Annotated in this window: 14 protein-coding genes; 3 read left to right on the top strand and 11 right to left on the bottom strand. The window is 42.4% G+C overall.

The window, feature by feature from the left end; translation table 11 throughout:
* Window positions 1-145: 145 nt before the first annotated feature.
* The 11 genes from E4K67_RS23675 to E4K67_RS23630 all read right to left on the bottom strand — a co-directional run bounded on the left by E4K67_RS23675 (window position 146) and on the right by E4K67_RS23630 (window position 12,236).
* Window positions 146-1,546, bottom strand: coding sequence for a S26 family signal peptidase (locus E4K67_RS23675; RefSeq protein WP_135551281.1), 1,401 nt, complete (start codon window positions 1,544-1,546; stop codon window positions 146-148).
* The gene (locus E4K67_RS23670; protein ID WP_135551279.1) at window positions 1,530-2,501 is read right to left on the bottom strand and encodes a P-loop NTPase family protein; all 972 of its coding nucleotides are present in this window, start codon (window positions 2,499-2,501) and stop codon (window positions 1,530-1,532) included. Before E4K67_RS23670 ends, E4K67_RS23675 begins: the two co-directional genes overlap by 17 nt.
* 25 nt (window positions 2,502-2,526) lie before the next feature.
* A complete protein-coding gene (locus E4K67_RS23665; RefSeq protein WP_135551277.1) occupies window positions 2,527-3,069 on the bottom strand; it encodes a signal peptidase I in 543 nt (180 codons plus the stop codon).
* 171 nt (window positions 3,070-3,240) lie between these two features.
* Window positions 3,241-3,771 carry a hypothetical protein gene (locus E4K67_RS23660; protein WP_135551275.1) on the bottom strand — a complete coding sequence of 177 codons (531 nt, stop codon included), beginning with the start codon at window positions 3,769-3,771 and terminating at the stop codon, window positions 3,241-3,243.
* A gap of 53 nt (window positions 3,772-3,824) precedes the next feature.
* Window positions 3,825-3,965 (bottom strand): hypothetical protein, encoded by a 141-nt coding sequence (locus E4K67_RS30285; protein ID WP_199242638.1) that lies wholly within the window; start codon window positions 3,963-3,965, stop codon window positions 3,825-3,827.
* A 45-nt stretch (window positions 3,966-4,010) separates the two neighbouring features.
* Window positions 4,011-4,976 carry a cellulose binding domain-containing protein gene (locus E4K67_RS23655; protein ID WP_135551273.1) on the bottom strand — a complete coding sequence of 322 codons (966 nt, stop codon included), beginning with the start codon at window positions 4,974-4,976 and terminating at the stop codon, window positions 4,011-4,013.
* Between the two features lie 492 nt (window positions 4,977-5,468).
* Entirely contained in the window at window positions 5,469-5,846 is a 378-nt protein-coding gene (locus tag E4K67_RS23650; protein WP_135551271.1) for a PqqD family peptide modification chaperone, read from the bottom strand.
* 2 nt (window positions 5,847-5,848) lie between these two features.
* On the bottom strand, window positions 5,849-7,783 hold the full coding sequence (locus E4K67_RS23645) for an OPT family oligopeptide transporter (RefSeq protein WP_135551269.1): 1,935 nt from the start codon (window positions 7,781-7,783) through the stop codon (window positions 5,849-5,851).
* Window positions 7,784-7,807: 24 nt separating this feature from the next.
* Complete coding sequence (locus E4K67_RS23640; RefSeq protein WP_135551267.1) at window positions 7,808-9,250, bottom strand: aminoacyl-histidine dipeptidase; 1,443 nt, start codon at window positions 9,248-9,250, stop codon at window positions 7,808-7,810.
* A 555-nt stretch (window positions 9,251-9,805) separates the two neighbouring features.
* Complete coding sequence (locus E4K67_RS23635) at window positions 9,806-11,842, bottom strand: M56 family metallopeptidase (protein WP_135551265.1); 2,037 nt, start codon at window positions 11,840-11,842, stop codon at window positions 9,806-9,808.
* 22 nt (window positions 11,843-11,864) lie between these two features.
* Window positions 11,865-12,236, bottom strand: a complete 372-nt coding sequence (locus E4K67_RS23630) for a BlaI/MecI/CopY family transcriptional regulator (RefSeq protein WP_135551263.1) — start codon at window positions 12,234-12,236, stop codon at window positions 11,865-11,867.
* Between the two features lie 807 nt (window positions 12,237-13,043).
* On the opposite strand from E4K67_RS23630, the gene E4K67_RS23625 reads away from it, so the two are divergent.
* Genes E4K67_RS23625 through E4K67_RS23615 form a run of 3 tightly spaced genes read left to right on the top strand, consistent with a single transcriptional unit; the run spans window position 13,044 to window position 14,901 of the window.
* Window positions 13,044-13,415 carry a GntR family transcriptional regulator gene (locus E4K67_RS23625; RefSeq protein ID WP_135551261.1) on the top strand — a complete coding sequence of 124 codons (372 nt, stop codon included), beginning with the start codon at window positions 13,044-13,046 and terminating at the stop codon, window positions 13,413-13,415.
* Window positions 13,412-14,110, top strand: coding sequence for an ABC transporter ATP-binding protein (locus E4K67_RS23620; protein ID WP_135551259.1), 699 nt, complete (start codon window positions 13,412-13,414; stop codon window positions 14,108-14,110). The genes E4K67_RS23625 and E4K67_RS23620 overlap by 4 nt, the downstream gene beginning before the upstream one ends.
* A complete protein-coding gene (locus E4K67_RS23615) occupies window positions 14,104-14,901 on the top strand; it encodes a hypothetical protein (protein WP_135551257.1) in 798 nt (265 codons plus the stop codon). Before E4K67_RS23620 ends, E4K67_RS23615 begins: the two co-directional genes overlap by 7 nt.
* Window positions 14,902-15,090: the final 189 nt, after the last annotated feature.

Genomic DNA, 15,090 nt, shown 5'->3' with positions numbered 1-15,090 from the left:
TGTTTGCCCCCCCTCTCCTCTGGATACTACCTGCCTTTTTCCTGATGCTAGGCGAGTCTTTCCAGCTCATACCTTTCACTCAAACTGGCAAAGCTGCAAACAAGTTCTAGGTCACAGTGATGTGATTTACCACACCATCCCAATTTTACTGACTGACTTTTTTAAAAAACTTATAAATTTGTCCCTGATAAAAAAGCAAAACCGCCGGAACCAGCAAAAAGAGCAGCCTGCCCACAATGGTATTGGCAAAAAGTATCAGCGCTCCCAGCCAGCGGTTCCTGCCGCTGTATACGCCGTGTACGGCCTGTCGTGTCACTGTTTTCTTCATTGCCCCGATCTGGGACATAGGGGGATAATTGTCAATATCCACGTTCAATTGGTTTCCTGTCTCGGTAATGACCCGTTCTACAAAGAGCACATTATTCTCTTCAAAAAGAATGATTTGCCCTTCCTCGATCGGGTACTGGACATCGATTTTCTGAAAATAGGCTAGATCGTTGATCATAATCTCCGGTTGCATGGTACTGGTGCTAAACACAAAGGGGATCACTCCACGTATGGTGACCTCTTGACCAGGTGTGGATGCATTGATCAAAATAATGAAGACATTGAAAGCCAGGGCAGCACAGATGAAAACAATCAGGAATAGGGTGGTCACCGTATCGACGATTCGGCCGCGCCATCCCTGCTTGGCCTTGCTACCGATCAATTTCTGCTTGCCCGTTTTGGAGTCGATTTCTACAAGCTCCATACCTGTCGGCAGGATGGCTGCGTTGGAAGGAAGGTTGTAGTACTTGGCCAGATTTTTGCTCCGAAACAGACATATCAGGCAGCAAGCTATCATGATCACCACCCCAACTAGCCAATACGATGATAGCTTCACATCGAACAGAGTAAAGATGTTCTGCATTGACACACGGTTGGAAATGATTGCATACTGTCCCAACGTTATTTTTAGCACGGAGATAAGCACGGCGGAGAAGAAAGTCCAATAACGGCCATTAATTACAGTCTTGGCGTAGAGGGAAAACGTCATAGAGAGGATCGTGATGAGGAGCAGGTCTCCCAGCCCTACTAAGTAGAGGGTGGGCAGATAGGACACTATAAAGGTGTATTTCAGCAGAAAGGTGAGGATTATCGTCACCACAAAGCCAACGGAATAAATCAGCATCATAGAATACATTAGGGCAAAAAACTTGGCAATAAACATGATCACCGGCTGATAGCCCATTTGAATCAAGAGATACCAAGAGTTGTTTCTGATTTCCGAGAAAAAAAGATAGTCATAGTAGGCAATGAAATAGATGATATTAAAAACAACAGCTATGTGAATGTAAAGGTAAACTGTGGAAAAGTAACTGGCCTGCATGATTTCGGGAACAACATCGGAAAGCACGCTTTTCTGCAGAGTCTGAACCACAAAGTAAAGAGCAAACGAAAAAAGGCCCAGAAAGAGAGCAGAGGCCATTTTCCGATTAGTGCTGATTTTATTTCCCATGTAGGCCTGACGAAGTTCTTTCTTGAAATAGCTATTTTTGTAAATCATGCTGCCGCATAAGCTCCTCATAGGCATTTTGCACTGTTTTAGGATTAATCTCTATTGAGTCTGGCGTAAAGCCGGACTCTAGGATTTTTTTATAGATAGCTCCATGGTCAATTGCTTCTGAACCAAGGCTGCTGATCAGCAGGCTGTCGTCTTTGGCGACTAGCTTATAGCCGGGGAATAACAGGGCGAGTTTTTCCCTCATGGCGTGGACAGCTTTATCCCGGATAATCACTTCTACCTTGTCAAAATTCAAACGGAAATTTTCCACCGTGCCGCTGTATATTAATTGTCCATCCTGCAGTATTGCCGTATGGGAACAAGCCTTCTCGATCAAAAGGCAGTTTTGAGTAGCGAGGATCAGGGTTTTTCCCTGCTCCCTGATAATGCTTGTGAGCTTGGCGATAGCATCAATGAGCACTTCATCCCATACGTATTCGGGAAAATTGAATACGATCATCAGACTGTCCGAGTATACGGCCGCAATTAAGGTGATGACGGCCTTTTCCTCTTTAGTCAGCAAATGGTTGGGCGTCAGGGAAAGGTGGCCCAGCCCTATAGCAATAATTAATTCAAAAATCCGTTCCTGAAGCACCACCTTATTGATCTTGAACTTGGCGGTAGCGAACATCAGAAATTCCAGCACGTTCATATTGTTGTAAAGCATTTCGGAGCTTCCGATATAAAAGACATGTCTTAAGATCTCGCGTTTGCGCCTCATCATGCCCCGCTCGATCAAAGCGCATTTACCCCTGTCATAGGGTCTGATGTTGGCCATGATTTCCAGCAACAATCTGATCTCAAATAATGACGTCCCATTGATACCCCAGGCTTCCGCCTTTCTGATCAACAGGGTGATGTCGTCCAACACTCGCCGAGGTATCTCTCCACCAACCAAAAAATGCTCGCCGGATGAGATGCCTTCCATCATTACAACCCGTTCAGGACCATGTTCCATCTCTATTTCTCCCCTAAAATTTGCTTTAGGTTAAGGGTATTTTGGCAACAAAAACTCCGATCACCCGGTTTGAGGTGAGCAGTTCCTGATCCGCCGAATTTCTCGGATTATCCCCCTTAGTTCGGTAAGCTTTACTGCCTTCGTCATTAACATCTACCTCAATAATCCGATGAGTGACAATAGCATTGGATAAGGTTCTGAACGTAACGATGTCATTTACTTTAAGAGTTTCCGGGTTTTTGGGTTTCCGACTGACAATCACTGCTCCGATCTTCAGCGTAGGCTCCATACTGCCGGACTCTATGGCAAAAAGCTGAAAACCCAGGACGTTGGGAATTTCTCCCCTGCTCTTTGTCATTTGGATCGAAATAATGGACCACACAATGAGTAAGCAGAGAGCTAAAAATATCGCCCCACCGACTGTTTTCACAGCCTGCTTTCCTTGCGGCAGCCGGCCTCCGGACGGGCCTTTTCCGGAAGATATTCCCGCCATTTTTTCTTTTTCACGTTGGATTTCTTGGCGCATTGCCTCAATTTGTTCCTGGGTCGTATACTTTGTTTGGGTCATGCTTCAACCTTCTTTTCGGGGATCGGGTATAGCTCAAACGATGGACTTCCTTATATTATGTCCTATGGATATGTAAAAAATCAAAGTACTACGCATTATAAATGATAAACAGGGCGCGAGTCCCTGCTGGTACTCGCGCCCTGTTTAGAAAATTTAACGATTCATCTGCCTTTATTTCTGAGTACCGGTTACAGACACCTTAACGGCTGTTCCATAATCTGCTCCAGCATAACTGATATCTAAGTTATTATCGCTGGGCCAGTTCACAGATACAGTATAGGTTTTCTCTTGTCCGCTTGCGCTCAACGCGAATTCATCGTTAAATACTATTTTACCGCTTGAGTTTACTGTGCCAACAATGTCGCCATTCGAATTTTTAACAGTTACTACCAGCGGAGCAATCACGCTTTTACCGTTCTCGGCCATAACATCCACAGCAAAATTCAGGTCCATCCCGGTCTCGCTTATAACTGAACCGTCATAGTTTTTTACGCTGAACTGCCAATTCACTGTTTCAGACGGGGCAATTTTTACATTTTTCGTAAAAGTATCCGTACCGCCTTTTACCAGGATGAATTCTTTGGCCACAACACTGCCTTCAGCAATATTGTCAATAGTCGTCGTATACATTGCCAGTGTCCCTGCGATCACGGATGACGTTAAAATCAAGACAAGTGCGACAATCGTTAGTACCTTTTTCATTATTTTTCCTCCAATTTTTAAATTCAATTTGATTATTAATAAATTCCGGTTTATCAGTTCTTTAGCTTGTGCAAATCGGGGTAAATGCTGGTACCGAAACTGGAAACGCTCGTATAGTTAGAAAGAGTGCCCACGGTTAATGAAACAAATAGTATAGCGCTTAAGGCAAGAAGCAAGAGAATCTTTTTCCTCATATCCCCCCTCCTCATCTCATCCATATAATCCAGCTCAGAGTCCTTTTAGTTCAGGGATGCCTTGCCAAATTGACAGGTTAAATCTACATTGGTGGTATCGCTTATATTGCTTCCGCCTACACTGATAGTTTGAATCGCCTCAGTGCCCATGCCCAATGCCGGACCGCCAAAGGATACGCTTTGTCCAGGCAATATATTATCTGTGGCCTGGTTGTTATAACCAGGATTGAGGAATTTGTAGTATCCTGGTGGCGAATTGGACACCAGCTTAGCATTACTCCAGACGTCGGTCAACTTGTCTGTGGGAAGGAAAAAGCCAATGCTCCAATTGTTGATAGGTTCAGAGGAATTATTGGTAATGGTGACCTTATAATTATACTGATATATACCGCTTTGTCCGTTCTGCCACGGGGTTGTTGTCTCATAACGCACGTCGACCTGTTTCCCCTGGGAAGGGTCTCCCGGATCAACAACACTGAAAGGAATTTGGGAAGCAACAGCATCCACATTAATCATCGTTCCGTAATTGCCGCCAGCATACTTAACGTCGGAGGTTCCGTCATCCGGCCAGGATATCTCCACCAAGTAATTCTGCTCCTGGCCATTAACCGCAAGAGGAAATGATCCCACCACAGCAAAGGTTCCCACTCCGGTTACACTGTTAAGCGCATTGCCGTTCGAGTCCTTGACGGTGACTTTTAATGGTTCTATTGCCTTTTTACCTGACACAGCTTGCACATTAAAGGTAAGTTTGTAGTACATATCTGTTTCGGATACGATATTGTTTTCATAGTTTTTGACCTTGAACTGCCACTGAGTTGTCTCAGACGGCGCTATTTTCAGTCCCTGCTGAAAGGTATCCGTACCTTCCCCAAGAAAGATGAACTCTTTGGCAACTACACTGCCTTCAGCCAAGTTGTCAACGGAGACAGTATACATAGCCAGCGTCCCGGCCACAATCGAACTTAGCATGATTAAAACTAATGTTAAGAAAAAAACAACTCTTTTCATAGTTCACCTCAATAATTCAATAAATAATTAAGGTTATAAGCATTTCCTATTCCTCCGCAATAATAGCATGAGCTAAATACGGCGGTCAATTTGTACATTAAACCATTTTTAGTAATTCATATAGGAATATGGTTATTATTCACAGTAAATTTCATTAAAACAAGTGAAATAATATGATTTATAATAAGTAAAGACCTTTAATGTTGAATTTATCCAATTAAACGGTACGGTTAGTTAAAGTACTCGAGGAACTTTTAACTTCTTTTATTTTTTTACTTAAAACACCCCAAGCTCTGTAAAAGAAGCTTGGGGTGTTAATTAATTTTTTCTAAATTACAGCAGATAATCCGAAACTTCTACTCAATGTTTTCCGCTACATGTTTTCCACGCCAATTTTCCAGAGCGGCTCGAACGGATCGTGCCATTTCAATCGAGAAGTCGGCACCGGTTTTTTGGGCAATTTCGTGCTATGCTTTCAAGGTTTTGATTCATTTAAGCCGAGGTTTCATTGGGTTCCTGGTTAGCTTCTTTAAAAGTAATCCAGCCTTTCTTGGCAATATATCTGAAGAAGGTTATCACTCTTCTTAAGGATTCTTCCATTGTGTCTTTACTATCCATATTAACTAATTTAGAAATTTCGAATATTGTTCTTTTCCCATCCACCAATAACCATGTCCTAGAGGACAATTCATCAAACGTCAAGTCATTGGCAGGAGATTTTTTGACTAACCAGCCTGCAAATCTTCGGACAGGGTCTTTTACAGAAAAATACAATTTGACTCTACCATCGATATTCTCCCAGTTCATATACTTGATGACTGGAACATATAAGGCAAAATTGTATTTATCCTTTGCAGAGTGTTCACGCATACTTATTCCACACCCTTATTTTTCTTGATAGCAAAGATATATACCCAAGTTCCCAGGGCCATAAACATGATGAAGGAGAATAAGTTGCTTTTTGCAAGTGCTGGAAACAATGTGGCTCCAATCCCTATGTTCACTTCGAGTACGGCAAACGCTGCAATTAATATCCCGATGAGGGCATCACCTGCCACAAGTCCTGATGCCAGGAGTATACCCCTTTCAACTGAACCTGCTTTCCGTTCTTCGTTTTCTTTGAATTTAGCCTCAACGATCTTTCTAATGATTCCGCCGATTAATACAGGTGAGCTAAGTGAAATTGGAAGATAAATACCAAGTGCGACTGGAAGGATCGGGATACTTGCCAAGGCACAGAATATTGCAATGGCAGCTCCAACTAAAACCAGAGTCCAAGGTAGCTGTGCCGTCATAATACCTTCAACAATAAGTTTCATTAAAGATGCTTGTGGGGCAGCAACCAGTGGTGTTCCGATACCGTAGGCCTTGTCTAGCAGAAGCACTACTCCTCCTGCTACTACTGAAGCTACAGATAATGCTATAAACATTCCTATCTGAACTTTCTTAGGAGTCCCGCCTATTATGAACGTGGTCTTTAAGCTCTGGGCAGTACCACCGGCAACTGCAATTGCAACACAGACAACGCCTGCGATAAGTAGTGCTGTTTTGATGCCCTCATCGCCTACTACTCCTGTAATTTTAAGCAAGGAGGTGACCACTAATAAAGTTGCTATGGTCATACCTGAAACCGGATTACTTGAAGCTCCGATGATACCAACCATTCTGGCAGACACAACTGCGAAGAAGAATGAGAATATCAGCGCGGATACACCACCGAGGAGTCCTCCTCCTATGACTGGTATTAACCAGGTTGCGAGGAATCCAAAGGCAGCAGCTCCAACGACCCATAACAACGGAGCCTCAAGATTCATTCTGTCAACTTTGCCGCCATTTTTTCCTCCAATACCTGCCAGAGACTGCTTGAAGCTTGAGACGATTGCAGGAAGAGAGGTTACAAGTGAGATAATTCCACCCGTTGCAACGGCACCGGTACCGATGTATCGGATGTAGTTTGACCAGATATTGCTGGCTGACATTTCGGAAATGGGAATAGTGCCCGGAAATATTGGTGCTGCAAGCCCTGCGCCTATGAAGCTGATCATGGGTATCATGGCAAACCAGGCAATCACACCACCACCGAACATCAGCGCTGAGGACTTTGTGCCTATGATAAAACCAACACCAAGCAGCGAAGCCAGGGCGTCAACCCCAATCTGTGTTCCTTGGTACCTTGTGAAGGTGTAAGAGGCTGTCTCTGGCCAAAATCCCAGTCCGCCTGATATAAACTTGTAAATTCCACCGGCACCAATTCCTGTTACAACAGTTTTGAATCCACTTCCGCCAGCACTACCTGCCACAAGCACTTCAGCAGCTGCCATGGCTTCAGGAAATACTAGCTCTCCGTGTTCTTCGACGATTAGGAATCGTCGAAGAGGGGTTATAAAGAACACGCCCATTATTCCACCAACCACAGTGACAATGGCAACCTGGATGATAGACAGTCCAAATCCTAAGAGAATAAGGGCTGGAAGTACGAATATGATACCGCCTGCTATGGATTCTCCCATGGCTGAAAGTGATGCTACAAAATTGGCTTCAAGTATGCTATTCCTTTTAAAGGCACCCTTTAATAATCCTATACCAAGGATGGCACCAGGTATACCTGCCGAAATAGTCATGCCTACTTTAAGTCCCAGATAAGTGTTTGCTGCGGCAAACATGCAGGCGAACAGTATACCTATTATGAAGGAATAACCTGTTGTTTCAGGCATTACTTCACTGGTTGGGACAAAAGGAATGTATTCATCTCCTTTTATTCCTCCATACGCACTGCTGGAGAGTTTTTCATTAATTGTTGTACTCATGGATTACAATCTCCTTTTTCGAACTTATTTCAAGTTTTCAAGCAATGTCGTCAAGAATTGATAGGTTCTGGCGGCGGAGGAGATACTCATATGTTCTTCTGGAGTATGCACATCGAAGAGGTTCGGGCCAAAGCTGATCATATCTGTATCCGGAAGTATTTTCTTAAGTAGGCCACACTCAAGGCCTGCATGAATAGCACTGATTTCCGGTTCTTTCTGGAAAAGAGCCTTGTAGGAATACATCGCTGTCTTTCTTATTTTGGAGCCCTCTTCATACTGCCACTCAGGATAATCACCGGTATTATTGACTATGGCTCCTGTAAGATCTCCCAAAGCAGATATGATTTCTGCTATTTCTGCCTTGTGGCTTTTGACTGAACTTCTTACGGCATGTGTGAATTCTATCTTTCCACCCTTATCTTCCAAGACTCCCAGGTTCAAGCTGCTCTCAACAAGACCCGCTATATCGCTGCTCATTCTCTGGATTCCATCGGGAACGGTCAAAATATAGTTGATGATGTTGTTGCTGCTCTTATGTACCATCATCTTATCTCCTGAAGCTTTTTTAATTTCCACCTTTACCTTAGGGTCTTCAACTCTATTTTCATCTTTAAAGATAGAATCCATAGCCTTTATTATTTCAGAGGCCTGAGCAGCATTTTCCTTAGTGAAGGCGATTGTTGCATAGGCTTCTCTCGCAATTGCATTGTGTTTTGCTCCGCCCCTTAAGGTAACAAGTCTTATCTCGATTTGCTCGTTAAGTCTGTTCAGAACTCGTCCTAAAAGCTTGATCGCGTTTCCTCTTTGCTTGATAATTTCCATTCCTGAATGTCCACCCTTTAATTCCGTTACAGAAACTTCCATAACCATTCCGGACAGGTCTTCATAATCAGGTTTGAAGGTTACATAAGAAGTCAGACCTCCAGCGCAGCTCACAAGGAATATGCCTTCTTCTTCTGCGTCGATATTCAGCATGGTCTTTCCTGATAAGTGTTCTGCAGTTAAAGTACTTGCTCCGTTCATACCTGTTTCTTCGTTGGTAGTGATTAGAAGCTCAATGGGAGGATGTTTCAACTCCAACGCATTCAGGATTGCCAATCCATACGCCACGGCTATACCGTCGTCTGCGCCTAAAGTGGTATCTGTTGCATAAATAAAATCATCATCAATTCTTAATTTTATTGGATCCTTTAAAAAATCATGTTTGCTACCACTTATTTTTTCACCTACCATGTCCATATGTCCCTGGATAATCACAGGTTCTGATTCCTCATAACCCTTAGTTCCACCCTTTTTAATAATCACGTTCAGCGCTTCATCCTGGAAGACCTCCAGATCCCGTTTTTTTGCAAAGTCCACCAAGTAGTCACTTACCTGTTTTTCATTTCCTGAAGTTCTGGGGATACTGGATAATTCCTCAAAAAAAGCAAAAACCTCTTTAGGGGATAGTTTATTTAATACGCTCATCTAAATGCTCCTTTCACCGTCTTTATTCATTATCTTTCTTCGTACAGATTTTCTCACCATAATTGAGTCCCCGCAATTTGATTATCTTTCGTCACTGTAACAGTGCTACTTAAGCAACTTTGTGCAGAAGCCATGATATTATGACAAATATCGTGATCGTTCGTAATATGTTGCATCATCCCTCCTTAAATTATACTTTTCAAGCAAATATTTGAATTACAGTAAGATGATGTTTAATTGGGATAGCTAGAATTATACTAAATAAAAATGCGATTTTATGACATTTTCATTGATGACCAAATATTTGCAAATAATTTCCCACTTGTTGTCGCCTATCACCTTATACCCAGCATCCACCAAAGGTAAGTATTCAGCGGAACGGCGGTCGTATCTGCAGCTCTTGAAGCGGAGCTTAACGATAAGCCTGCTTACCACTTTGAACATATCTCAGTAAAGAAAAGGCATACTCCTGACAATATTCATGTGTCAGGGGTATGCCTTTTCTTCGAATTTCAGATACTCATTGCTGCCGCTGGCACTGGACCTAGTGTGATCTTACCATTGCCTACCTGGGTCATCTGCCATACTATTAACAGTTCCTTGAGGATAAAGAACATTATAGTGATCCATCACTGGATTAGGGCTATCCTTCGTCGGTTGAGGGAAGATCATTTCGACTTTGAATTCTGAGCCTGCCGTATAGCCGATGATTTCCTGCCCATTAGCTTTAACATCGTAGGGCGGAGTTCCCAACACTTCTTTTGCTTGGGCAAGGGTTACGCCCTTTAAGCGACTATCGAAGGACCGAACTTCAAATAGTTGTTCTCCCTTGTTTATGCCAAGCACAACATTATGGCTGGTATAGGTGGCATAGCGACCTTTACCAGCTGCGACGTAATCTGTTTTATCTGCCTTGCCCCAGACTTTTTCGACGTCTTCTATTGTCGTTATTTTCGCTGCAAAGTCGCTGTTAATTACTTTACCTTGTTGACCTAACACCATCATATTAAATAACAGCGATTCCGTGGAATCAGGGTGTTGTTGCGTCGTCTGAGTTGTCTGAAGAGGTTTGCTCTCTAAAATCGTTTCCACGTCTTTGTACCCCGCCGGGAAGGCAAAGTTATAACGCGCAGGCAGTGCCAACACATAACTGTTGTTACGACCCAATTCGCTTGGCCCGATAGGCGCTGCCCCGATATGGAATACTTCCTGCTGAAGTGAATTCCATTGGTCAAGCGTAAATACCATGATGGGAATATCCTGCCGTGGGGTTTGAGCTGTCCACTTAGGGTCTCGGATAGAAATTATCGGGCCAGTTTCAACCACTGTTTGACCACTCTGTTGCCCTTTCAGGGCAAGGCCCTCCCAATTACTATTTACAATGGAATAGCCTTTCCAGGTCTCCGGTAAGGTAAAGTTAAATCCATATTGGGTATTTTGGTAGACAATTGAGTTTGCCTCAGTTGATGATGAAGGTGAGTTTGGAGTTACTGTATCCGTTTGCTGACTGTTTGTTAGGGGGTCATTTTGAGTTTGCCCAGCGGGTGGGTTGATGGGGTTTGTTAAACTGGAACACCCGACTACCAGGGTTAAGGCTAGAGCTGCTACCGCCCATTTTACCGTTGTTTGCTTATTCTTAGAGATCATAACTATCCTCCTCGCGTGAAACTTACTGACAAAACCAAGAGTACCCGGAACCCAATGAGGTTCCGAAAGTAGTTCTAAGAGACTAATAATTGTCTGACCGTATTTCTGATGGTCTTCTGGTTTTAAGGCAGCTAGAGCTGTCGCATCACAGGCTATTTCACAATCCTGCTTCATTTGGGATAAGGCTAACCAAACGAGTGGGTTAAACCAATAAACAACTTGGATTGCCAGCACCAGACCATTTACCAAAAGATCCCAACGTTTTAGATGGCTAAGTTCATGCAAGAAAATATAGCTTAGTTCTTCAGATGATAACCTTTTGACTATCTCTGGAGAAATAATAATTTTGGGATGAAATAATCCGAAAAGTGCAGGCGATTTGAGCGAATCATCATAGACAATGGCAACTTCGGAACGGACTTTTAGATTCGATTGACATTCTTGTAAAATTCTCAAGATATCCTCTGAGTCGCACACTGGAAGTTTCTTGATTTTATACAGCAGCCATAAATTGATAAGCAGGATATAGCAAAAAATTGCGCTAACTCCTATCAACCAAGCGAGGGCAGAAGTTTGCCAATTAAACCATGCTTTTGCGGACGCAACTAGCGGGGACTGAATATTTGTTGGCCCAGACAACGTTTCTGGTGTAATATTTACACTATTATCCTGTTGAAGCGCAGTCGTTGAACCTGTTTCACTTGGCATTGTTTGGGGTAATTGAATCCCCGGCTGGTAATGTGGGATGAGATTAAATACACTGAACGGAGCGGGCGGTGTAAAGGGGATAAGTAGCCTTATAATAAGTGCGAACCAAATGTAGTAATGCCAATTAGCACTAAGCTTATGCCTAAATAATTTCTTGATAATAAGTAGACCTATAGCCAATATGCTTCCCAGCAACGATAAAGAAACAACGTAGTAAAAGAGTTCAGTCAAATTCATGTTTTCTCACCCTTTCACTACTTCATTTTCTATCAAGCAGCTTTCTCAGCTCTTGAATATCTTTCGGTGATAAGTTATCGTCCTTAACAAAGTTTGCCAGTAGTAGGTGGAGTGAACCGCCATACACCTTTTGCAGAAAAGAATTTGTTTCTGTGCGCATACATTCATCTTGCGACACTAAGGGATAGTATTGATTTAAACTACCTTCTTTGTTCACACCTAAAGCTCCCTTTTTAACTAAGCGGGCAATCAACGTTTGAATTGTTTTAGGGCTCCAGTCGGTGTCAGGTTTTAAATGCCCAATAACTAAAGAAGCGGTCAAGGGTGATTCCTGCCAAAGAGCTTTCATTACGAGCCATTCTGCATCTGAAATTCGGCAGCTTAAGTCAGACATTAAAACAACATCTCCCTACAAGTGTAATCTAAGCATAGACTACACTTGTAGGGAGATGTTTGTCAACTGGTAAAATATAGTGTTTTGTAGCCTACAACATGCAATTACAACGAGGGTTTGGAAAACCAACTACAGCGTGAACCTACTTTAAGATGGCCCTTGTCCCAACAATTGCGATGTGTTACCACAGCGACAAAAGACGGCTAACTCATATTCAATTTATCTTCTACACAGTAGACCGTGGGTGCATTTGTTTGTTTCAAAAATATAGTCTTTATTAGATACAGTTACCATTAGGTATTGTATCTAATAAAGACTCACCCTTGCTTCTCTTGTTCTTACCCTTTTTCTTTCGTTTTTCCTTTTCGTGGTCCGGCCCCTTTATTTTGTCCTTTTCCTGGCCCATTTCCAGTGTCTTTGTCATTGTTGTTACCCATAATTTAAAACCCTCCTTAGAATGAACTTATGACCTCTAAGTAGGATAACCGAAAATGAAAAAAGGATGTAATATAAAGGTGTTATTTTGCGTTTACTTTTCCAAATACGCCTATTCTACTCAAGCAGAATTTCTCAAACAACTTGTTACGTATCATGATGTCTTCCAACTGAGCTATTTGATTAGTTTGCTCAAACATTTCTATCACCTGCTTATCATTTCTAAGAAATTATAGTTAAATTTTACCACATTAACTTAATGTAATGCTATCTTGACTCAAACAACTCTCCTGAAGTTCAAAGTTGACAAAATCTCGAAAGGGTGTATCATTGTATTAAGTGATTAATACAATGATACAAGGGGTGATACAAATGCCATGGGAATTAAAATCTGACAGACCTATTTACACCCAGCTGATAGAACATATTGAGCTGATGATATTTTCCGGTGTTTATCCCCTAGGATCCAAACTGCCATCGGTACGAGATATGGCTCAAGAGGCGGCGGTAAATCCTAATACTATGCAGAGGGCTCTGGTAAAACTGGAGGAAGATGGCCTCATTATTACACACCGCACAAGCGGGCGGTCGATTACGGAGGATGCACGAATGGTTGAAATAGCAAAAACCAAATTGGCTCAGGCGCAAATCTCAGAATTCCTAGAAAAAATGCAGTTGATGGGCTTTGAACAAACGGAAATCTTGACCATTATTGATACCATGGTAAAGGGGATGAAGAAATGAGCACTATTTTAGAATGCAACGGCCTGACTAAAAAATTTGGAAGCAAAGTAGCCGTATCTGCTGTTAATCTAAAAATAGAACGCGGCCAAATCGTAGGGCTTCTGGGACCGAACGGTAGCGGAAAAAGCACCATCCTGAAGCTTGCCAATGAACTCTTGACCCCCACCAGTGGAACTATTCTCATTGGAGATAAGAAACCAGGCGTCGAAACCAAAAAAATCGTATCCTACCTTCCGGAAAAGACATATTTGAATGATTGGATGCGCGTCCACCAAATCATTGAGCTTTTCTCCGATTTCTATACTGATTTTAAACCGGAGAAGGCTTACGACATGCTTAAAAGCCTCAAGATCAACCCCAATGACAGACTGAAAACCATGTCCAAAGGAACGAAGGAAAAAGTTCAGTTGATTCTTGTTATGAGCCGCGAAGCGGAGCTTTATCTTTTGGATGAGCCTATAGGCGGAGTGGACCCGGCAGCAAGGGATTACATTCTTCAAACCATTCTTAGCAATTACAATGAAAATGCCACGGTGATTATCTCGACCCACCTTATTTCAGATATAGAGAATATCTTGGATTATGTGGTTTTTATCAATCAAGGTCAAGTGGTTATGACCTCGTCTGTCGATGATATCCGGGATGCAAAGGGTAAATCTGTCGATGTTTTATTCAGGGAGGTGTTCAAATGTTAAGCAAGCTTTTAAAGTACGAACTAAAAGCCACTGGGAGAATATTTTTACCGCTATTCCTCGCTTTGTTGCTGTTCGCAGTAATCAATCGGTTCACTCTTGGTCCAGAGGATTTTGATACTCCTGCAATGATCAGCATGGCCATCTATATCGTTATTTTGGTAGGAATTCTCGTCATGACCTTTATTATGATGATTCAACGTTTTAACAAAAATCTGCTTTCCGATGAGGGCTATTTGATGCTGACGCTGCCCGTCAAGCCCTGGAAACACATTGTCAGTAAGCTTTTCGTTTCTATGCTGTGGATTGTGATCAGTGGGATCGCCGCCTTGATGTCAATCCTAGTTATCGCTCTTAAAAATGGAGACCTTACTACATTCACTGAGGCCTTTTCAAATTCCTATCGCCAAGCGTTTGAACTATTAGGGGCTTCACTATACCTTCTCTTTTTCGAGATTATTATAGTCCTCTTAGTAACCTTAGCTTCAGGTATTTTGATCATCTATGCCTCGATAGCCATAGGGCACCTGTTTAACCAGCATAAAATGTTGGCCTCTTTTGGAGCCTTTATTGCCCTCAGTGCTCTTTCTCAAATCCTTTTGAAACTCTTCAATATGATCCCTGGAACCACCTATTCCTCCAATATCCATATCTCTTCTGTCAATGATTTGATTAGCATGCAGCCGGCAATTCAACTGATGCTTGCTTCTGGAATTATTTTTACCGCCCTTTTATGCGCAGCTTACTTCGCGATAGCAAATTATATTTTAAGTAAACGTCTGAATCTGGAATAAAGCTGACTGCACTACGGCATAATATTGCCTTTTGTGAACTTGGCCAGGATTAAATAATCCTGGCCTTTTCTTTGTCTTCTTAGCTTGGGCGTCTGTTTTCGGATTGAATATTGTTAGGTGCCAACGCAGGGCACGATACAGGAATCTTAGCTTCGATGAATCAATTTCTGATAAACTAGACAATTTTTT

The sequence above is a fragment of the Desulfosporosinus fructosivorans genome, assembly GCF_004766045.1.
In the GTDB taxonomy this organism is placed as follows: domain Bacteria; phylum Bacillota; class Desulfitobacteriia; order Desulfitobacteriales; family Desulfitobacteriaceae; genus Desulfosporosinus; species Desulfosporosinus fructosivorans.
The sequence above is the reverse complement of the archived record's forward strand: the minus strand, read 5'-3'. Positions and strand labels throughout refer to the sequence as shown.